The 20,631-nt window shown below is 60.5% G+C and carries 12 protein-coding genes and 1 pseudogene; 8 read left to right on the top strand and 5 right to left on the bottom strand.

Going from position 1 to position 20,631, the window contains the following annotated elements; genetic code table 11:
- Positions 1 to 176 precede the first annotated feature (176 nt).
- Genes FEV16_RS13060 through FEV16_RS13040 form a run of 5 tightly spaced genes read left to right on the top strand, consistent with a single transcriptional unit; the run spans position 177 to position 4,452 of the window.
- The gene (locus tag FEV16_RS13060) at positions 177 to 959 is read left to right on the top strand and encodes an SCO family protein (protein WP_171015229.1); all 783 of its coding nucleotides are present in this window, start codon (positions 177 to 179) and stop codon (positions 957 to 959) included.
- On the top strand, positions 956 to 1,918 hold the full coding sequence (gene coxB / locus FEV16_RS13055) for a cytochrome c oxidase subunit II (RefSeq protein WP_138168081.1): 963 nt from the start codon (positions 956 to 958) through the stop codon (positions 1,916 to 1,918). Before FEV16_RS13060 ends, coxB begins: the two co-directional genes overlap by 4 nt.
- Positions 1,915 to 3,528, top strand: a complete 1,614-nt coding sequence (locus tag FEV16_RS13050) for a cbb3-type cytochrome c oxidase subunit I (RefSeq protein ID WP_138168080.1) — start codon at positions 1,915 to 1,917, stop codon at positions 3,526 to 3,528. The genes coxB and FEV16_RS13050 overlap by 4 nt, the downstream gene beginning before the upstream one ends.
- Positions 3,521 to 4,162 carry a cytochrome c oxidase subunit 3 gene (locus FEV16_RS13045; protein WP_138168079.1) on the top strand — a complete coding sequence of 214 codons (642 nt, stop codon included), beginning with the start codon at positions 3,521 to 3,523 and terminating at the stop codon, positions 4,160 to 4,162. Before FEV16_RS13050 ends, FEV16_RS13045 begins: the two co-directional genes overlap by 8 nt.
- Positions 4,159 to 4,452: a hypothetical protein gene (locus tag FEV16_RS13040; RefSeq protein WP_138168078.1), complete on the top strand. Its 294-nt coding sequence runs from the start codon at positions 4,159 to 4,161 to the stop codon at positions 4,450 to 4,452. The genes FEV16_RS13045 and FEV16_RS13040 overlap by 4 nt, the downstream gene beginning before the upstream one ends.
- A 317-nt stretch (positions 4,453 to 4,769) precedes the next feature.
- Here FEV16_RS13040 and FEV16_RS13035 read toward each other — a convergent pair whose 3' ends face one another.
- Positions 4,770 to 5,279: a hypothetical protein gene (locus tag FEV16_RS13035; RefSeq protein ID WP_171015228.1), complete on the bottom strand. Its 510-nt coding sequence runs from the start codon at positions 5,277 to 5,279 to the stop codon at positions 4,770 to 4,772.
- Between the two features lie 360 nt (positions 5,280 to 5,639).
- A complete protein-coding gene (locus FEV16_RS13030) occupies positions 5,640 to 8,513 on the bottom strand; it encodes a discoidin domain-containing protein (RefSeq protein WP_138168076.1) in 2,874 nt (957 codons plus the stop codon).
- Between the two features lie 251 nt (positions 8,514 to 8,764).
- Here FEV16_RS13030 and FEV16_RS13025 point away from each other — a divergent pair, with 251 nt between their 5' ends.
- Complete coding sequence (locus FEV16_RS13025; RefSeq protein WP_210234887.1) at positions 8,765 to 12,046, top strand: cellobiose phosphorylase; 3,282 nt, start codon at positions 8,765 to 8,767, stop codon at positions 12,044 to 12,046.
- Here the strand turns inward: FEV16_RS13025 and FEV16_RS13020 are convergent.
- The 3 genes from FEV16_RS13020 to FEV16_RS13010 form a co-directional block, all read right to left on the bottom strand.
- Positions 12,043 to 13,521 (bottom strand): glycoside hydrolase family 15 protein, encoded by a 1,479-nt coding sequence (locus tag FEV16_RS13020; RefSeq protein WP_138168074.1) that lies wholly within the window; start codon positions 13,519 to 13,521, stop codon positions 12,043 to 12,045. The genes FEV16_RS13025 and FEV16_RS13020 overlap by 4 nt on opposite strands.
- Positions 13,522 to 13,692: 171 nt before the next feature.
- Entirely contained in the window at positions 13,693 to 15,432 is a 1,740-nt protein-coding gene (locus tag FEV16_RS13015) for an ABC transporter ATP-binding protein/permease (RefSeq protein WP_246657321.1), read from the bottom strand.
- A gap of 316 nt (positions 15,433 to 15,748) precedes the next feature.
- Positions 15,749 to 19,336, bottom strand: a complete 3,588-nt coding sequence (locus FEV16_RS13010; RefSeq protein ID WP_171015227.1) for a plasma-membrane proton-efflux P-type ATPase — start codon at positions 19,334 to 19,336, stop codon at positions 15,749 to 15,751.
- Between the two features lie 343 nt (positions 19,337 to 19,679).
- Between FEV16_RS13010 and FEV16_RS17295 the strand changes: the two are divergent.
- Positions 19,680 to 20,118, top strand: a pseudogene (locus FEV16_RS17295) (TrbI/VirB10 family protein); the annotation flags it as partial.
- Between the two features lie 29 nt (positions 20,119 to 20,147).
- Positions 20,148 to 20,513, top strand: coding sequence for a DUF2274 domain-containing protein (locus FEV16_RS17290; RefSeq protein ID WP_246657332.1), 366 nt, complete (start codon positions 20,148 to 20,150; stop codon positions 20,511 to 20,513).
- Positions 20,514 to 20,631 lie beyond the last annotated feature (118 nt).

Genomic DNA, 20,631 nt, shown 5'->3' with positions numbered 1-20,631 from the left:
CCGACGCGAATTGGCGCGCTTGAACAGCGCCGGCTGGGTCGATCAGACAAAAGGGACGGCTCACATTCCGATCGCGGTCGCGATGCGAAAGATCGCAAAAGAAGGGATTGCTGACTGGCCAGGCACCCCGGGCGGCGCGGCGCCGACATTTTCTCCGTCGCCAAAGGAGAATGCGAATGAAGCTGCTGCTCGCTTTTTTGGCGCTGATCCTTCTCAACAACTCTCCGGCCAATGCTCAGAGGAGGCCCGACGTAACGGGAGTTGCGTTGACGCAGAAAGTGGGCGCCAGCCTGCCGCCGGAAAGCGTTTTCATAGACGCGGACGGGCGAGACGTTCGCATTGGTGAGCTTTTTGATCACGCGCCGATTGTTCTCGTGCTTGGATATTTCCATTGTGAAAAGCTTTGTGGCGTGACGCGCCTCACTTTATTGCGCGCCGCGCAGAAAGCAGGATTATCCGCGGGCTCTGACTATGTCTTCGTCGCTATCAGTATTGATCCCGCTGAGTCGGTTGAAGCTGCGAAGGGCGCGCGCGACATGGATTTCGCCGCTGCGTCGCCGACGGGGACCGCTGACGGATTTCGTTACCTTGCCGGAAAAGCGGACGACATTCGCGAGACAGCGGAAGCCGTCGGATTTCATTATCGCGATGGTGCACGAGCACAGACGTTCGTACACCCGATCGGCGCCGTTCTCGTGACGCCGAGCGGCGTCATTTCTAGCTACCTCTCCGCAATCGGATCTGCTCCGGAAGAAATGAGTGCGGCGATTCACGCCGCGGCGGCGAGGAAGGTCGCGGCAAGGGTCTCGCCTGCTCTTCTGCTCTGTTTCGATTTCGACTCGGCGACGGGCCGATACACATTCGCCATCATAAAATTTCTTCGCCTCGGCGCCATCGTTATGACCTTTGCGATTGCGGCGATAATTTACCGCGAGTTTCGAAAGGGCGCGCGCGCATGAATGGCTACGTGCCGAGCGTAACGGTCGAAGGACGCGAGATCGACTTTCTGATTCTCGCGCTTTTTGTCGTGTCTTGCGCCGTTCTTGCGCTCGTCTTCGGGCTGATTCTTCTCTACATGATTCGATACCGCGACGAGAGCGGCGTCTATCGTGGCCACCCTTCGGGCAAGACCTGGCGCTTCGAAATCAGTTGGACTGCGGCGACGCTCGCGGTCTTTTTTCTATTATTTATCTGGGGCGGCGACCTTTACGTCCGCCTCTTCCAGCCGCCCGCGGACGCATTGCAAATCTATGTCGTTGGAAAGCAATGGATGTGGAAGGTCGAACATCAGGGCGGCCAGCGCGAAATCAACGCGCTGCACGTCCCCATTAACCGACCGATCCAACTCGTGATGACTTCGGAAGATGTCATTCATGATTTTTCCGTGCCGGCTTTTCGCATCAAGCATGACGTTTTGCCGGGCCGCTATGAGACATTGTGGTTTCGAGTCGAAAAGCCGGGAACCTTCGAACTTTTTTGCACTCAGCTGTGCGGCGTCGGCCATTATTCGATGACCGGCGAAGTCGTCGCGATGTCGCAGCCCGATTTCGAAAATTGGCTCTCGGGCGGCGCGCCAGCGGGCCAGCATGAAGATATGGCTGCCGCCGGCAAGGAGCTCTACGCGGCGCGTGGATGCAGCGGCTGTCATGGCGAAGGCGGGGTCGGCGGATCGCCCGAGACGACAGGCGTCAGCGCGCCCGCTTTGGCTGGACTTATTGGCAGTTCGGTCAAGCTGCAAACCGGGGCCACGGTAACCGCGGATGAAAAATTCATCCGCGACTGCATTCTGACGCCTGATAAGACTCCCGTCGCCGGCTATCCGCAGATCATGCCTTCGTTCGCCGGGCAGATCAGCGAAGAGAAAGTGCTGCGGCTCATCGCCTATATTAAATCCCTGAGGTCGGGGAACCGGACATGACGCATTCGGCGGCCCAGGTCTCTTATCTCGACGACGGCCATACGTTGCGCAGTTGGTTGCTCTCGACCGACCACAAGCGAATCGCGATTCTCTACATTGTCGCCATAACCTTCTTTTTCTTCGTCGGAGGCGTTGCGGCCTTTCTCATCCGCTACAATCTGATTTCTCCCAACGGGCTTATCGGTTCGGCGGAGACCTATAATCGGCTCTTCTCGATGCACGGCATCTTGATGGTTTGGTTTTTCCTGGTTCCGGCGGCGCCGGTGACGCTGGGCAATTTCCTGACGCCCTTAATGCTCGGCGCGCGCGATCTGGCGTTTCCGCGACTCAATCTGCTGAGCTGGTATTTGTTCGTGATTGCGGGCTTTATCGCGCTTTATGCCGTCGTTGGCGGCGGCGTCGACACCGGCTGGACATTTTATACGCCACTCACATCCTTTTACTCGAAAGGACATGTCGTCGCCGCCGTTGTCGCCATCTTTATCGCGGGGTTTTCGTCGATTGCGACCGGCCTCAATTTCATCATCTCGATACATAAGCTCCGCGCGCCAGGAATGACTTGGTACAAAATGCCGGTCTTCCTGTGGTCGCTTTATGCGACGAGCGTCATCCTGGTTCTCGCGACGCCAGTGCTCGCGATGACTCTTCTTCTGCTCGCATTCGAGCGCATCTTCGGAATCGGCGTCTTCGATCCTGCGATCGGCGGAGATCCGCTGCTGTTTCAGCATCTCTTTTGGTTTTATTCTCATCCGGCGGTCTATGTAATGATCTTGCCAGGCTTCGGCGTCATCAGCGAAATCATCCCCGCATTCTCTCGCAAAGAACTGTTCGGCTACAAATTCGTTGTCTGGGCGAGCATCGCGATCGCAGTCATTGGCTTTCTCGTCTGGGGCCATCACATGTTCGTCGCGGGAACCTCGCTCTACTCAGCGATCGTCTTTTCGCTGCTGAGCTATATGGTTGCGGTGCCATCGGCCATCAAAGTCTTCAACTGGATCGGCACGATGCATAAAGGCTATATCCGTTTCGACGCGCCGATGCTTTACGCGATCGGTTTCATCGGTCTGTTCACGACGGGAGGACTAACGGGCCTTTTTGTTGCGGCGCTCGCCGCCGACGTGCATCTTACGCAGACCTATTTCGTGGTTGCGCATTTTCATTACGTGATGGTCGGCGGCATGGTTTCGGCCTATTTCGCGGGTTTCCATTTTTGGTGGCCGAAAATGACCGGACGCCTCTATCCGGAGATGTGGGGCCGTGTCGGCGCAATCCTCATATTCGTTGGCTTCAATCTCACTTTCTTTCCGCAGTTCCTGCTGGGATATCTCGGCATGCCGCGCCGCTATTTCGCTTACCCGCAACACTTCGAAGCGCTGAATCTGCTTTCTTCCGCGAGCGCAATGGTGCTCGCCGTAGGCTATCTGTTGCCGCTTGGCTATTTCGCCTGGTCGCTTCTTTATGGCGAACGCGCGTCCGCAAATCCGTGGGGCGCAACCGGACTTGAATGGACAACGCCGTCTCCTCCGCCGACCGAAAATTTCGCCGTGACGCCCACCGTAACGCAACCGCCCTATCAATATGAACACGCGGAAACGGTAAGCCATGAGTGACGTGGCGACCCATGAGTTTCAATTCGCGAGCGCCGAGCATCAGCGTGAAACGGCGATCTCCGGAATTTGGCTTTTCCTGGCGAGCGAGGCGCTGTTCTTTGGCCCGATCTTCCTTTCATGGATCTATGCTCGTCTTGCCGATCCAAGCGCATTCGACGCAGGCGCGCGACAGACAGATCTGACAATCGGCATCGTGAACACTGCGCTGCTGATAGCGAGTAGTTTCGCCTACGGCGTCGGCCTCGCCTCCATCCAGTTCGGAAGCCGCCGGAGGATGGTCGTGTGGCTGCTATTCGCTTGTACGCTGGGACTCGCCTTCCTCGGCCTGAAATTCGGCGTGGAGTGGCGCAGCGACCTGGAAAAGGGGCTCTTCCCCGGCGCCAATTTCTCAATTCAAGGACCGACCAGAAATGGCGCGCAACTCTTCTTCGCCTTCTATTTTTTCAGCACAGCGCTTCACGGCCTTCATCTGATCGTCGGACTGGGACTTGTCGCCTGGATCATCTCCCAGGCGCGCCAGTTTACGCCAAAACGCCACACGCCTGTTCTCATCGTCGGCCTCTACTGGACCTTTATCGACATTATCTGGCTCGTTCTGTTTCCACTTATCTATCTCATAGGACGGGCGTCATGACGGGAGTCGTCGTTCGTCTTTTTGCAGTCGCGTCGCTGATGGTTGCGCTTCTCGCCGCAGAGCTTGCGGCTGTATTCATTTTTCCCGCTTGGGGACGAATCGGCGTCGCGATTATCGCGGCGGCGATGGTCGGAGTCGCTGCGTTCGGGTTCATGGACCTGCGTCGAGAAGGCCCTCCTGTATGGCTGCTTGCGGCAGCGGCGCTGCTTTGGCTCGCTATCCTTCTCGGACTCGGCAGCCTCGATCCCTTGACGCGCACGCTCTACCCCACGGTGATCGCCGCGCCTTAGGACCACGCGCCCACGCGCGGCCGCCTGCTTCATTTCCGGATAGGTGCAGTGCGCATCGTCCATCGTCTGGCGCAGCGCGCCGAAAAGAAAAAAAGGTAGATTACAAGCCGGGTCTACTGGTGCGACTAGTGCGCACCCTGAGAGGGTCCCGGGTTCTATATCCAGCGCGCGCGCTACTGCCCTCCGTTTATGCAGTTGTCTTCCTGTTCATCCCTGCGACCATCATCTCCAATCGAGTTGGCTTTAGCCACCTTGTCGGCTCCGGCCATGTTTCCGTTATGTCGTGGGAGCCGGAATGGTTGGCGCGCGGCCCGAAACTATTCAAGACAAATGATTCGTGCTGGGCAAGTGGCTGGTCGGTTGAGCGCGGTGCACGTTAGCGGCGTGAGTTTGCCAGGGCGTCCAGCGAGCGCGCAGGCGCGCACGATCGTCAGGCAGGCGGCGACATATTTGCCGCGATTAGCAAGAATCATGGCGCGCGGATTACGCGCAAACTCGCGCAATTCTAGACGCTCGACTTTAGCGTCCATCTGGCCAATGAGGACGCGTCTGGTCATGTCATCGCGAACGCTGAGATTATTGCGCTGAGCTTGTATCGTCGTGCGATTGACGACGGTGATTGTCTTGTCGTTTTTTCCGAAGAGGCGCACTTCGATATACGGTTGCGACACCGTTTGACATAAAAGGCCTCCGGTCAACGGCGCGACCATGTTGTCGAGATTTGTCAGAGCGCAACCCGAGATAAGCGACGCTGATAGTTCTTTCTCCAGCTCATGCTCGTTTTCACAGGCTGCGAGCAGTCCTTGCCGCTGATGATCAGCGAACAAAGGTCAGACAGAAAGCTCTTCCCGCTTCCTGCTTCCGGCACCGTGCAGGCGCGGGCCGGCACGACTGGAAACATAGCCCGCGTCGCAGTGGTGATTATCGCGCTTAGCATTACGGTTTTGTCGACTGCGTCGATGAAAGGAAATTCGCTGAGCAGTTCCTCCAGCAACGCCGCCGCAAACGCGTCGTTGCGGTTTTATCGGTCCCCTTGCAATTAAGCGCAACATGACAAAGCCTCTCGAAACCGACATCTACATGCCTTTCGCCGCTGTTTAGATCGAGGAGGTCGCTGGGAGCGACGAGGTAGCGGCTTACGGTGAAACGTCAAGGGGCCGACCAGTCTCGGTCGCGCGGGGGTCGGCTCAATAGTCGATCGCCAGCGTACTGAAACATGCTGAAGAAATCACGTCGCCGTCGATGTCGCACGGCCTTCCATCCGCCAAAGCGCGCCGAGCCGCGGAATAGCGTATCGTCACGCGGTCTGGCGACGGGCCCGTCAAGGCAAGTTCGACGATCGCGGTGGAATTCGCTCGACGGGCCTGGAGATCGACGACGCCGAAGGTTGTCGGCAGCTTTTGCAGCCTTATGCCTTCTCCTTCCCACCATTGATCAGGAACGGCGCGGAACAATTCGAGCGTACGGCCATTCTCTCGAACCAACATCCTTCGAATAGCCGTGGCGAACTCGGCCCCAACCCAAGTGTGGGGCATGTCGCCGATATATCGCGGCGTCCGCGGCGGGCTCCACACGACTTCCGCCCAATGCCGCCAATTTCTGGGCCTGCGGCAATCGAGCGCGAGGGCGAGCAGATGGAATGCGTCTTCGAATCGGCCCAGCGACACGAAGGCGTTGAGGTTGCGGATGGCATAGGGCACGAAGCCGCCCTCGAATTCCGGCGCGCTGATTGACTTGATGCGAGCGACGCTGAGGTCGTAGGTCGCTTGTAGGAGCTCGTGAGGGAGCACATCCTCGACGCGGCAGGGCTCGAAGGCGATCGAGGTGGACGTCGGATCAATGTCGCCACGGTCGGCTGAGCCTGCGATGAGGCCTCTGCCCAGGAACTCCGCGGTCAAGCGAAGAGAGCGGGCGAGATTTGCGGCGAACTCCTGCCCCCTTACATTGGCGCGCGCCGCAGTCTCTCTCTCACCCGCTTCGTTCGCCAGATATTCGCAATTGCGCCAAGCGCTCAACGCGAAGAAATCATCCCAATAACTATAAGTCGGCCCGCCATAGCCCTCATGACTGATGGAGCGGGGCAAGAGCCCATGAAATCGGGATTCTGGCCCATGCAGCGCATTGGTTTGAGCGCAAAGCTCTTCGATGAAACGGGTCGCTCGGACCACGGGTTCGAAAATGGCGGCGAGGAAGGCGCGATCCTTCGATATCCGATAAACCTGCGTCGCGATGCCGACGAACTCGCCCTGGGCGTCGAACTCGATTCCGCTTCCATAACCATGGTTGAGGGCACCATCCTCATTGAGGATGGGCGGAACCATGCCGTTAGCGCAAATTCGTTTCGAGTACCAGAGGACGAAGGCTTTGGCTTCATCGATCAAACCAGCCCAGAGCAAGGCGAGCGCTTGGGCGGAGCCGTCGCGTATCCATACGCGGTCATAATTTCTCGGACCGGGCTTGAAAGCGAATCGCGTCGCGTTCACGAGGATCAGCGCGGTTTGCGCTTCCACCGTCTCGGTAACCTCCCGATCGCCGACTGTGATTCTCCTGGGGCCGATCCTCCTCCTCCAGCCATCGGCGACGCTTTCGCAGACGGCGGAGAACGCCACGCTGGCGTCGGGCGAGACGCTTTCCTGACGAGGCGCGGCGACGATGACGGCGTCGCTCGCGCCAGGCGGAAGAGAAAAAGCGAACTCCAAGGCGGCGCTGAGAAGGCCTGACTCCGAGCGCAGGCTCCGGTCCGTCGCTCTCGCGCCGTTTTCGACGAGCCTAACGACGTCGCCGTTGTCGAAGTCCGCGACGGTTACGACGTCGGGGTCGCGCGAAAATGCGGCATGGACACGATCGTTGACCCGCACTTCCCGGCCCTCGACGCAAATGGCGTCGATGAGCGTGTGGCCCCCATGCTGCCAATAAGGATTGATCTGAACCGGCCGCACCGCCAGCACGAGCGCTGCGTCGCGAGGCGCGCCGCTGTGGTTGACGATCCGATACTCGACCAACGCCTGACCGGCATGGGCTAGGGCGGTCGCCCGAATCTCTATGTCTAGCGCAGACCAAATGACGCTCGGGATAGGCAGCGAGCCGCTTTCGAGAGAGCAGCGGATTTGTTCGCTCGCGGGAGCGCCGATGAGTTTTGCCCCCACGCGAAGCAGGGGCATGATTTGGGCCGATCCGCGTCGGGGTTCGAGATTGCCGTATTCGTCGAAAAGAGCTTCTTCCGTTTGTTCGAACTCTCCCAGCACGGTCCAATAGACTTGGCGCCCGAGCAGCGATTGCGGGTAGAGATCGCCGCGTCCCGCGCGCGCCGCCCGCTCTAATTGGCCGATGGGCATTCGATCTCGGTCGAGGATACGGAGCTTGAGCTCGTTGACGACTGCGCCGTCAGGCGCGCTCGCCGCATGCACGGTCAGGCGAATGTAGCGGCTGGCCGCGTAGGGCCACCAGAAACTGTCGGTTTGGCCTTCTCCGGTCGTGATGCGACCGAGCTCGCGAAATACTTTGCCATCGTCGGAGAGATAGGCCGAGAAGTCCGTTCCGTAAGCCTCTCCCCATTCCACCAGCGTCCCCACCACCGATCGGACATAGCCGAGATCGACGGTGATGCTTTCGCCCGCCGCGAGCCTGACCGGCGCATGGCCGAGAGCGGTAATCCGGCCCTCCTCCAGTGTCGAAACTGCGTCTGCGGGCCCATAGAGGTTGATTTCCACGATCTCTGGACCTGGCCGGCGCTCTGGGTTTTCGCAGCTCCAGCGCACGAAGCGGGCCTCTGCCGGCGGGAAGCCGAAAACCTCCTGTCCACCCTCGCCATGTCGAGTAGCGCAAAGATTCGTCCAAGCCTCGCTGTCCAGCGAGCCTGCGAACGTATATTCGCGCGCCGACCGATGACCCCAGTAGATTTCCAATCCGCCGAGCGTGGCGACGACGCCGAGATCGATCTCGAGCCAGGGCTTTTCTGCGGGATCTGAGACCCAGATCGTGGCGTAGCGATCGTCGATCGCATGACTCGGAACATCGCTGCTGGCGCTCGCCTTCCACATCGCTTTCCGCGGGACGTTCATGGCTCTCCTTTGGAAGGCTGCGGACTTCGGCCATTACGCCTAGGCTTCGATATATAGTTGGTTCTTTGAGCCGCCGGGACGAGGCTCAGGCTCGGCGAGGGTGCGCGAGTTTGGTTGCGCGCCGGCGCTACATCGCAAAACGAAGGGTCGCCGCCCGCATGGAGGACAGCCCGCCGACTATGAATCGCCGCCGCTTGGAGAGCGAATGCGGATTGACCGTGAAAGCAAATGCCAACGGCTCGATCCAGCGCATGTCTCATCAAGGGGTCCTAGTCAATCTGTTCCTCGGCGATGAAATCGAGGGCGGACCGGCCAACATCTATCTGCGACGACTGGACGGCCAGGGCGAGGCGATCGGCTTGCTCGCGCCGCTGAGCCGAAAGGCGGTGCTCTTCGACAGTCGCAGCATGAAGCTTGTGGGCGAATGGCGGGATATCAGCTTTACGCTGACGCTCCTTCTTTCTTCATCCGCTGCCTCATGGTTCTGGCGTCTTGCGCTGGAAAATCGCGGCAAAATCTCCCAAACCTTCGATCTCATCTATGTGCAGGACTTGGCGCTGGCCGATTACGGCGCGGCGCGGTCGAACGAATACTATGTCAGCCAATATGTCGATCATTCGCCTCTGTTTCACCCGGAGCGGGGCGTCGTCGTCGCCTCCCGCCAGAACCAGCATGCCGGCGGACGCAACCCGTGGTGCATTATCGGCTCTCTGCGGCGCGGCGTCAGTTTCGCCACTGACGCCTTGCAGGTTTACGGTCTTTCGACGCGCGCTGGGGGAGTCCCTGCCGCGCTGACGCGGGGGCTGCCTGGCAAACGTCTCCAACATGAGCATTCTCTTGCCGCTATCCAGGACGCGCCGATCTCGCTGGCGCAAGGAGAACGAGCGGAGTGCGGCTTCTTTGGTTGGCTGGAACGGGATCATCCGGCGGCGACGTCGCCCGCGGATTTGGCTTTCGTCGATCTGGCTCTGGCGCTGCCCGAAGCAAAATCCCACTGCTCCAACTACGCTAGCGGACAAGACGCTTCCGTCCCGCCGAGCCTGTTCTCCTCTGCGCCTCTTCTCGACGTCATAGAGCTGAGTGAAGCCGAGATCGTAAATCTGTTCGGCGATGATATGCGGGAAGCGGAGCGCGAGGACGGCCGCCTTCTATCCTTCTTTACCGGCGAGCGCAGCCATGTCGCGCTCAAGGCCAAAGAACGCGCCGTGCTGCGGCCCCATGGACATATCCTGCGCACCGGCGGCGGTCTCATTCCCGACGAGGCGGCGATGACCTCGACCGTCTGGATGTTTGGCGTGTTCAATTCGATGCTGACCCAGGGTCACGTAAGCATTAATCGGTTTCTGTCCACGACCCGCAGTTATCTCGGCCTATTCCGCTCGCATGGCCAGCGGTTGTTCGTTGGCGCCGGCAATGGCTGGCGCTTGCTCGACGAGCCCTCGGCCTTCGAAATGACGCCGGAAGCCTGCCGCTGGTATTACAAGCACGAGGCGGGACTGATCCGGGTCGAGAGCCGTGCGCTCACCGAGACCCATGAGCTGCGTCTCTCCATCGTCGTTCTCTCCGGAGCGCCGCTGCGCTTTCTCCTGTCGAACCGCATCGCCCTCGACGGCGACGACGGCGTCGACGCGGCGGCGCGCTATGAGCGGGACGGCGAAGGCGTGTTCGTTCGACCGGACGTGAACAGCGAGGTCGGGAGGCGGTTTCCCCATGGCGGCTTCCGTATCGATCTGCTGCCTGGCGCATCCCTCGAAAGGGTCGCCGGAGATGAAGCGCTCTTTCCTGACGGCGTCTCAAGGGGTGAGCCGTTCCTGTGCCTCATCGTCGCGCCCGCCAGCTCGATCTGCTTTCGTATCCAGGGTCGCCTGTTGCCGCTCGGGCTGGCGGCAGGCATGGAAACCGATTGCTATTGGCGAGGCATGTCGCTGGGACTCCACATCTTCGCGCCCGACGGTAGCCCTCTGGGTAAGGACGCTGCGCGGCTCGGCGAAATCCTGCCCTGGTTTGCGCAAAACGCGCTCGTCCATTACCTCGCGCCGCGTGGCCTCGAGCAATTTTCCGGCGGCGGCTGGGGCGCCCGCGATGTCGCCCAAGGACCCGTCGAGATGCTCTTGGCGCTCGGCCGCTTCGAGCCGTTGCGCGACCTTCTGCTGCGCGTATTTCGCCAACAGAACCCGGACGGCGATTGGCCACAATGGTTCGGGGTCTTCGAACGGGACAGATGCAGGCGCGCCGAGGACTCCCATGGCGACATCGTGTTCTGGCCGCTGCTGGCGCTTGCGAAATATCTCTGCGCGTCCGGGGATCAGTCGATTCTCGATGAGGAGGCGCTTTTCTTTGGCGAAGAAAACGCGGCGACCGAGCGGTCGACGATAGGACGGCATGTCGAGCGGGCGCTGACTCTCATCGAACGCCGCGTTATTTGCGGGACCGATCTCGCCGCCTATGGTCGCGGCGACTGGAACGACTCCCTGCAGCCTGTCGACGCCAGCATGCGCGAAAATCTCTGCAGCTCCTGGACGGTGACGCTATACCATCAGACTGTTGTCGCGCTCGCTGACGCATATCAGCAATTGGGCCTGATGGTTGAGGCGGCGCATCTGCGTAGCCAGGCCGAACGCGTGCGAAGGGACTTTCAGCGCCTCTTGATCGTCGATGGCGTGCTTGCAGGTCTCGCCTTTTTCCAAGGGACGGACGATGTCGAGTATCTACTGCATCCGCGCGATGCGGCGACCGGCGTTTCCTACCGCCTGATTCCCATGGTTCACGCGATTATCAGCGGCCTGTTCACGCCCGAACAGGCGCGCGAGCATCTTACGCTGATCGAGCGTCATCTGACGGCGCCAGATGGAGCCAGACTGTTCGACCAGCCGATGGAATATCGTGGCGGCCTGCAAAAATATTTTCGGCGGGCGGAAAGCGCCGCCTTCTTTGGCCGCGAAATTGGCCTGATGTACACCCACGCTCATTTACGCTACGCGGAGGCGTTGTGGCGTTACGGCGACGCGGAGGGGTTCTTTCGCGCGCTTTGCCAAGCGAACCCGATCGGCGTGCACAGTCTCATCCCCTCTGCGGCGCTGCGCCAGGCGAATTGCTACTTCACCAGCTCCGACGCCGCTTTTGCCGACCGCTACGAGGCTCGTGATCAGTACAGAGGCGTCATGCTGGGGACCATTCCGACGGAGGGCGGCTGGCGGGTCTATTCCAGCGGCCCAGGCGTCGCCGTCCGCTTGATCCTCTGCTGCTTCCTCGGACTGACCCAGGAAAATTCGGCGCTCGTCCTCGACCCGGCGATCCCACCAAGCTTGGATGGCTTGCGGATTGAAGTCGCGCTCTTCGGCCGTCCCTTCGAGGTAAGCTACAGGATCGCGCGCATCGGCTGTGGGCTGATCGGCGTGAACCTCAACGGCGCCGATTTGCCCTTCGAGCGTCGCGCCAACCCCTACCGGCTCGGCGCCGCCGAAATTCCGATAGCGGCGGCGCTGAGCCGGATGACGGATGGCGTAAACCGCCTGTCGTTGAGAATTTGCTAGCTGTCGTTGCGCGCGTCGATCGCGCGGGCGGCGCGCCGGCGCGCGGCATGGGCCAGGATAAAGCAGGCGTAGCTCCAGGTGAGATTGTCGGCCGATGTCGGCGTCCCGTCATATTGGCTGAATTGTTCGGCCAGTTCGCGCGACGCCGGCGTAAAGCGGCGCACCGTCGCAAGGAACATGTCGCCGCGGCGAAGCGCCGCCGCCGCCAATGGTTCGCGAAGTTCTTCCGCAAGCGTGCCGTTCGCGAGCGACTCAGCGGGCGCCTGCAAAAGCGCGGCGAGCGGCGCGCGGCTTTGCTCGGCGACGACGATTTCTTCTCCCTCGGCTGCGGCCTGCGCGAGTAGAAAGCAAAATTGCGCCGCGCCCAGAGTCGAAAAGTAATAGGCGCCCCCGCTGAAATAACTGTCGCCGGCATATCGGCCGAGCGCCGGCGCGCAATTGGCGGGACGGCCGTGGTTTATTCGATATTCCTTCTCGAACAGGCGCTCGAGCGCCGCCAGCGTCGCGAGCGTCTTGGGATCGACGACGCTATGCGGCCCCGCGCGTCGACCCGCATGGACGGTCGCGAGGATGACGGCGATGTCGAGACGCCGCGGCGGCGACGCGTCCCGGCCCGCGTCCGTTTCGGTCAGACGGCCGCGATAGACGCCATCCTCGGGATCGAAATGCCGATCGAGCTCAGCGAGAAGCGCGACTGCGGCGGCGGCGCAGGCCGCCGCGCGCATCGTATCGCCCCGCGCGGTCAGGAATTTTGCGCCTTCGGCAAGCGCCGCCTGCTGGACGAGACGCGTGTGGTAATGGAAGCCGATGCATTCCTCCCACAGATCGCAACAGGGCAGTCGCCAGTGCGAAAGCGTATAGTCGAGATCATCGCGCAAGAGCGCCAAAGCGGGTTCCCCCGCCCGCGCTCGAAAGGCGTCGAGCGAGAAGAAGCGCATCACCGCAAGCGCGCGCAGCGCAGGACCGTCATCTTGCGGGCGACCCCACTTCAGCACGTCGAGACTTCCATCAGCATTGTAGCGCGCTTCGCCGAGCGCCCTGTCGCCGGCGATTGCGGCAATTTCCGCGCGCGCGCGCAGATGCTGAAGAAAGGAAGGCTCGACAGTTTCGGGATAGCCGCCACGCTGCAGGAACGACGGGCCGTCCAGCTGACAAAGCTTCAGGCTGAAAGCGACGAAGTCGACAAGATGCTGGACTTCGGAGGGGTCCAGCGTTTTGCCTTCGATGGCTTCGCGCAGCGCATCGGCGGCGATCGCGGAGTCGCGCAGCCAGTGAAAGAAATAGTCGGGATTCGGATCGTACGCCGCCATCTCGGGCGAAGCCAGGATCGAACCGCGCGCGGGGTGGATTGTCTGCCCCAAAGCGAGCCGTCGCTTCACCAAGCTCGTCGCGGAAATTGCGCGCAGCATCGCCTTTGCGCAGAATCGATGCTGCTTCCTCGTCCACTCCAAGAGTCCGTTCTGCTCCTGGTTCATCCTCCGCCTCCTGGGCCGGCCATCCTTGTTGTGTATCACGCGGACGTTATTGTTTTGGCCCGTTCGGATTGAGCGCAGATGGAAGCGACTCGTCGTGTGTCTCAAATGGCGACGCTACAGCGGCTTCGTTCAATCGACCCCGACTTCAGTAAAAAGATGAAACCTGCGCTCCTACTCCGCGACCTTTGTCGCTTTCGATAATGACGCATTGGAAGGCCGTCGCCCTGGGCGGTCAGGCGTCTTTAGACGCTGACCGCCACGCTCCAATGAGAGCTCGACAACCTGCGTATAGAATGCGCTCTTTTCGCATTCGCTACCGATCGAAAGAAGCGCTGCTCCGGCCAGCTCCTGGTCAAAAATCTCCAATACGGCCGCGCGCAAGGGTACGGGAAGCGTCTCGATCGCCGTATCGGCGACGACGCAAGCGGGCCTTTGCAACAGCAGTCGCCCGAAGGCGAGGCCCTGCTGCTCGGGATCGGTAAGATCCCTGTCCCAATGCGACCTGAGATCGAGTGATTCAATGAGATAAGAAAGTCCTAGACGAGAAAGCGCAACTTGGTATTCCGTATCGGAGAAGGTTTCTGGCTTCGAGGGATAGGCAAGAATTTCGCGCAACGATCCCTCGGGGATATAAGGCCGTTTCGCCAGAAACATTGTCGTCGTCGGCAGTTCGATCTTGCCGCTGCCCCAAGGCCACAATCCCGCCACTGCACGAAATAGACTTGTTTTGCCCGAACGGACCCCGCCCGCGACAAGGACACGCTCGCCCGGCGCAACTTTTAGGTGGGACTCGCTCAAAATTATGCGGCCCGCTGGAGACAGTACTATCAGATCGTCGAGCACGAGCTCGCCGGTCTCTACCGTCGATAGTTTGATGCGCTCATCACCTGTTCCGACTGTGTCCATTTGCAGCAGCGCCAAACGAAAAGCGCCGACGCGCAGCAGCGTCGCCCGCCAATCCGCGATGGGGCCGGTGTTATCGACGAACCATCGTAGAGACGCTTGGACCTGCGTGAAGGCTCCAGCAGCCATGAGCATGCCGCCGAAGGTAAGATCGCCGCCGAAGTAAGCGGGAGAAGCGACGATAAGCGGGGCGATGATCGTGAACCAGCCATAGCCCGCGGTCATCCAAGTTAGCCGGGTCATCGCAGTGACGAGTTTCTTCAGGACTGCAAGAAGACGGTCGAGTTCGCCATCTAGGCGCGCCCGCTCTTCGCGCTCGCCGCGGTAAACAGCAATGCCTTCGCAATGCGCGGCAGTGTGGACCAACGCGAAGCGAAGTTCGGCCTCACGCGCGTACCGCGTCGCATTTAAATCAATGAGCGGCCTGCCGAAACGCCAGGTCGCGAAAGAAGCGATGGCGGCATAAAGAAGGGCGGCCCACACCATATAGCCCGGAATGGCAAAACTCCGTTCGCCTAAATGGAAGGTCACGCCCGTCGAAAGATTCCACAAAACGCCGATAAAGCTTGCGACAAGGAGGGAGGCCTGGAAGAGTCCTATGCCGAGGTCTGTTGAAAGCTCCGCAAGACGATGGGCATCCTCGTGGATGCGTTGGTCTGGATTTTCGCCAAGATCGCTAGCGCCGGCGAGGAGAAAAGCGCGCCTGGGTACTAGCCACTGCTCGAACAGATCGCGCGTCAACCCTTCTCGCAATTTCATTCTCAGCGTTTGATTTAGCCAAGTCTGTGAGACATTTAGGATCAGCAAGGAGCCGGCAATTACCCCATAAACGCCGAGCTGATTAAAGAAGGTCGACAAATCCTTTCGTTCGATCGCGTCATAAAATGGCTGATTCCAGGCATTGAGTTTGACCTGTGCATAGGCAGTCGCGCCGATAACCCCTACAAGACCAACGACGAGAGAGGCTAATGCGGAGCGCTGATGGGAAAGTCGCAACAGACTCGCCATCGTCTCCAATAAGGAGACGAATCCATTGTTCGCCCTTGGCGCGCGCGGGCCCGGAGGAGTGTTGGACATGTCGTAGTCTGCTCTCTCTAAGCCGGCGCGCTCAGCCGCAATCCGGCGGCGTCCATCTTGCCTAAGCCTCCTCCTCGAGAGCAACAGCTAGATCTAATCTTCCCGCTAGGTGTCGGGCCTCGCGGGTCCTGAAGCGCCGAGCATGAATGTCGGGCCCTTGTGAAGCGTCGCGCTATTGGCTGCGCGCAGGATCGCGAGGCCATAAGCGGCGTTCGAGCGCAGCAAAGGTTTCAAGGAGACCTTGGCGTCAATGTCCGGCGACGATAACGCGGTCGCCAGTTCTTAGCTCGCCGCCCACGATCTCTGAGTATTTGCCGTCACTCAGTCCAAGCGTCAGAAGCACTGGCGTCGGCTTTCCGTCGCGCAGGATCCACAGCAGGCTTTCCCCCGCGCTAGGCGAAGGCGCCGCAACGCCCTTCGGCAGAAATCCGAGCGCAGCGTCGGGGACGCGCAGCACGTCGTCACGTCGCGCCGTAATGATTTGGATCGTGGCGGCCACGCCGGGCTTCAGCGCCAATTGCGAACTGTCGGTTCGAAGCAACACATCGTAGGTCGTTGCGTATTGCGTCGTTTGTTTCAGCCGGACCTCGACAACTGCCGATTTGAAGGAACGACCGGGGAGACGATCCAATGTCAGTGTCGCTTTGTCGCCGGGCTTGATCTCGCCCGCATCCTGCTCGGCGACATGAGCGACGGCCCTTATCCGCGCCATGTCGCCAGCGATTGTGAAGAGGGCGGGCGCTTCCGCTGTCGGGGAGACGATTTGGCCTAGCGCGATGTGGCGCGAGACAATGATTCCCGGAGCGGGCGTAATGAGATCAACGCTGGCGAGGTCGGTTTGCGCGGCTTTCAAGGAAGCTTGATTTTGGGTGACCGCGGCTTCGTCGAAAGCAATTTTCGCATTCGCAGAATCATACGCCAGCTTATGGTCGCTGAATTCATCATTCGAAATGCGACGCCGCCCCCGTCGCCGTCGATCTCTTTCCAAAACGAGTTTTGCTTTTGAGAGGGCGACACGATCCTCCTGAAGTCGCGCCTGCGCTATCGCGATGTCAGCCTTTGCGCCCGCAACCGCTTCTTCGAATCTCGTCGGATCAATTCTGGCGCATGCCTGGCCTTTTTTGACTTGCGTATCGACGTCACAATAGATGGCTTCGATGGCGCCCGAAACGCGTGGAGTCACGAGAAAGGTCTCAGCCGGCTCCACGAAACCTCTCGCCTCAACGGTGCGGACGACCGAGCCACGATCGATGGCTTCGGTGACATATCCGCCCGGAGCCGTCGTCCGCTCCATGAGCCAAAAAGCTCCGGCCGCGAGGCCGGCCAAGGCGATTGCAGCCGCTAGCGTCGACTGGAATTCAGGGGCGATTGGGCGCCCGGCGCGGGCGAGCTCGACGCGAGCGAGATGCCGGGCCTGCCTGCCAGAACGATACTCCAGGAGGCGGTAGGCGGCGAGCTTGGCGGCGCTCGCCCCAAAGAAGGTGATCAGCGTATAGCCCCAGACCATGAGCGCGAGCGGCCAGCCCGTCGGGGCCATGAACCAGCCATAGACGACGGTCAGCGTACCCAGGACCTGGGTAGTCTCGCATGGGAGGACGAGCTTCCAGCTCGGCCATGGCCGCTCCCAGATCGGTCCTTTATTGCGGGTGAGATAGATGGTCATGTGGCCCGAGACGAGCAGCTTCAGGAAGATCAACGGCTGCACGACGGATGGCGACAGCGTGAGATAGTCGCGCAGGATCCAATAGAGGCCGAAGCTTTCCAATACGCCATAGACGCCGAGGACCGTCGCAATGGTTAGGACGCGCGTCATGTCCCAGCGCACGGGCTGCGCCGCGAAAGGAGCATTGTCGTAGGCGATCATCATGATCGGAATGTCGTTGAGCAGCGCGAGCAGCACGACCATGATCGCCGTGACGGGGTAAAAGTTGAGAATTAATATGCTCGCGGTCATGAACAAAAGGACGCGCACGGTTTCCGCGATGCGGTAGGTCGCATAGCTCGTCATGCGCTCGAAGATGCGGCGCGCCTCCTCGATCGCGGTGGTAATGACAGAGAGGCCCGGCGCCGTCAGTACGAGGTCGGCCGCCGCGCGCGCAGCGTCAGTCGCGCCGCTAACGGCAATGCCGACATCGGCCTGCTTCAGCGCCGGCGCGTCATTGACGCCGTCGCCGGTCATGCCGACGATGCGCCCGGCCTTCTGCAGAGCATCAACGATCTCGAACTTATGCTCAGGAAAGACCCGCGCGAAGCCGTCGGCGGCAAGAATAGCCGCGAGCTTGTCTTTGCCCGCGTCGTCTCCAAAAACCTTCTCAGCTACGACGATCTTTTGACCGAGCCCGAGTTTGCCGGCGATCTCCTTGGCGATAGCCTCATGGTCGCCCGTCACCATCTTGATGTCGACGCCCATCGCACGCGCCGCCGCGATCGTCTGAGCCGAGTCGTCACGCGGGGGGTCGAAGAGCGACAGCAATCCCAAGAAGCGCCATTGGCCGCCAGCATCAGTTTGCGCCACGCCCAAAGTGCGCAAGCCCTTAGCCGCATCGGCCTCGACCTGCGCCGCGGCCAAGCGTCGCTCTTCGCCATCGAGCCCACAGAGATCGAAGATGACCTGCGGTGCGCCCTTGGCCACTTTAAGCGTTGCGCCATTGCGCTCGATCTCGGCCTCGGTTCGCTTCGCGACGGGATCGAAGGGATGGAAGGCGAGCAGCTTATAGCCGGACAGCGCCGCGGCGGTCGGCGCGGCCGAGAGGATCGCCGCGTCAATAGCGTCAGGGGCGTCTCGCTGCGACGCAAGCGTTGCCGCCAGCATCAGCTCATCGCCTTTGGCGTTTGGCGCGAGCCATGGGTCGCCAAGCGTGAGCTCATTCTTCGTAAGCGTGCCGGTCTTGTCCGAGCACAGCAGGTTCATGCCGGCCATTTCCTCGATGGAGACCAGCCGGGAGATGATCGCTTTCAACTTGGCTAGCCGCTCTGCGCCGACCGCCATGGTGACGGAGAGAACGGCGGGCAGCGCGACGGGGATCGAGGCCACTGTCAGGATGAGGGCGAATTCGATGGTTTCGATAAGCGGATCGTGGCGATAAAGCGCAACGATTCCGATGAGCGCGACGAGGCCGATCGTGATCAAAATCAGGAAATTGCCGATCCGCAGCACGGCCCGTTGGAAGTGCGAAACGGTCTTGGCCTGTTCGACAAGTCGGGCGGTGCGGCCGAAATAGGTATTCATGCCCGTGGCGGCGACGAGCGCCGTCATCTCGCCCATCCGCGCGATCGAACCTGAGTAGGCGACGTCTCCCGCTTTCTTGTCGACAGGCAACGATTCGCCCGTAAGGGCGGACTGGTCGACGCTCAGATAGGCTCCGGACAGAAGCTTCACGTCGGCGGGGATAATGTCGCCGAGTTTAATTTCGACGAGATCGCCCGGGACCAGCCGCGTTGCGGGGATATCTTTCCATTCGCCGTCGCGGCGCACGCGCGCCTTCAACGCAAGGCGCCGCTTCAGCAGGGCGATAGCGTTATCCGCTTTGTATTCCTGCCAGAAACCAACCCCGGCGTTGACTAGCAGCAGGGTTACGATGATGGCGAGATCCGCCCAGTGCCGCACGATACCCGAGAGCACGGCCGCCGCTTCGATCATCCAGGGAATTGGGCCCCAGAAAAATCCAGCAAGCCGCTCGAACGCTCCGATCCGCTGTTCGACGAGGGCATTCTCGCCGTATTCAGCAAGCCGCCGCGCCGCTTCAGCTTCCGTCAGTCCCACGGCCGCGTCGGGCGCAGACGTTTTGGTTTCGACGTCGCGGACAGCCCCGCGGCTTGTCTGGTCGCCCAGCATCACGATCTCCGATGGCGCGAATGATAAGCGACGCGTGGAACCAGGCAGGACGTCAACAGCAAGCATACGGGGATGAAGCGCCGCATCAGAAGTTCGTCCGCTGAGAGTTGTTCCAGTCGCTAATGTCCACCGAGAAACCGTGTTCGTCAGCGGGGTTCACGAACTTGAACTGACGCCCGTCGCTTGAGCCGGTGATATAGGCTCCGGCCGAAAACGCCCAGTCGCCGATCTTGGCAGTCGACGTTCCGTTATAACCAAGGCTGTGCCGGTCTGGTCGTCGTCGCGTTGATGGGCTGAAGTGTCAAACTCGATCCGGTCTCCTAGCGCCGTCATATAAGCGCCGATCCCGCAAAGCTCGAAGCTAATCGGCCTCTATGACTCGCAAAACGCCTTCGGTCAGTCTCGCGTGCTCCTCGTCTGGAGCCGACTCATTCTTCCCGATGGCCGTTCGATCGTTCTCGAGCATCAGCCCGGAGCTGAGGCATCGGGCTATTCCGGGCTTGAAGATGAAGTCGATCATCATTGGCCGCGACTCGCCCATGCCGCCGCGGCGCTCTCGACCGTTCTCGGCGTCGGAGCACAACTCGGCGCCACGGGCGATGAAAGCGCGCTGATTCAAGCGCTGCGGCGTGTCGGCGCCCAGAGCCTCGATCAAACTGGCCAATTAATCGTCGTCGCAATCTCATATCCAGATGACGCTGACGATCCGCCCAGGCTTTCCGGTCCGCGTAATTATCACGCGCGATCTTGTCCTCGCTCCCTATCAAGGGCGCGCAAGTTGAAACTCGCCACGATCGATGACAACGAGCCAGTGAAACTCACAATCGCACTGCCAGCCGCACTGCATCGAAATTTGATCGCCTATGCAGAGTTTCTCGCAAAGGAAACAGGCAAGACTATCGAGCCGGCAAAACTCATTGCGCCGATGCTAGAAAAATTTGTCGCAAGCGATCGAGGTTTAGCGAAAGCGCGGAACGCCACGAAGAAAGACGAGGCGTCAACTTCGCTTTCGCCCAAACCTTTGTTCGGCTTTCCTTACATCACCGAACGCTTCTCTGTTGAAGAGGTTCGTGAGATGACGCCGCCGCTCGCCTCGCGGATCGCCAAACTCGAGGCGGAACTCGCCCAATTCCGAGCGGCGTCTACCGCGGCGGAATCAGACCAAATGGGCGCTTGATTTGACGTAACCTTGTGCGAGGTTCGCGCGAATTGGTTGCGTGACCGGCGCTTTGTCGTCCACCAAGCGCCAAACGCCGCCGATCATGGCGAGGATAGCGCTATTCTCACGTCTTGCT

The organism is Methylocystis sp. B8 (assembly GCF_005771425.1).
Taxonomy (GTDB): Bacteria; Pseudomonadota; Alphaproteobacteria; order Rhizobiales; family Beijerinckiaceae; genus Methylocystis.
The sequence above is the reverse complement of the archived record's forward strand: the minus strand, read 5'-3'. Positions and strand labels throughout refer to the sequence as shown.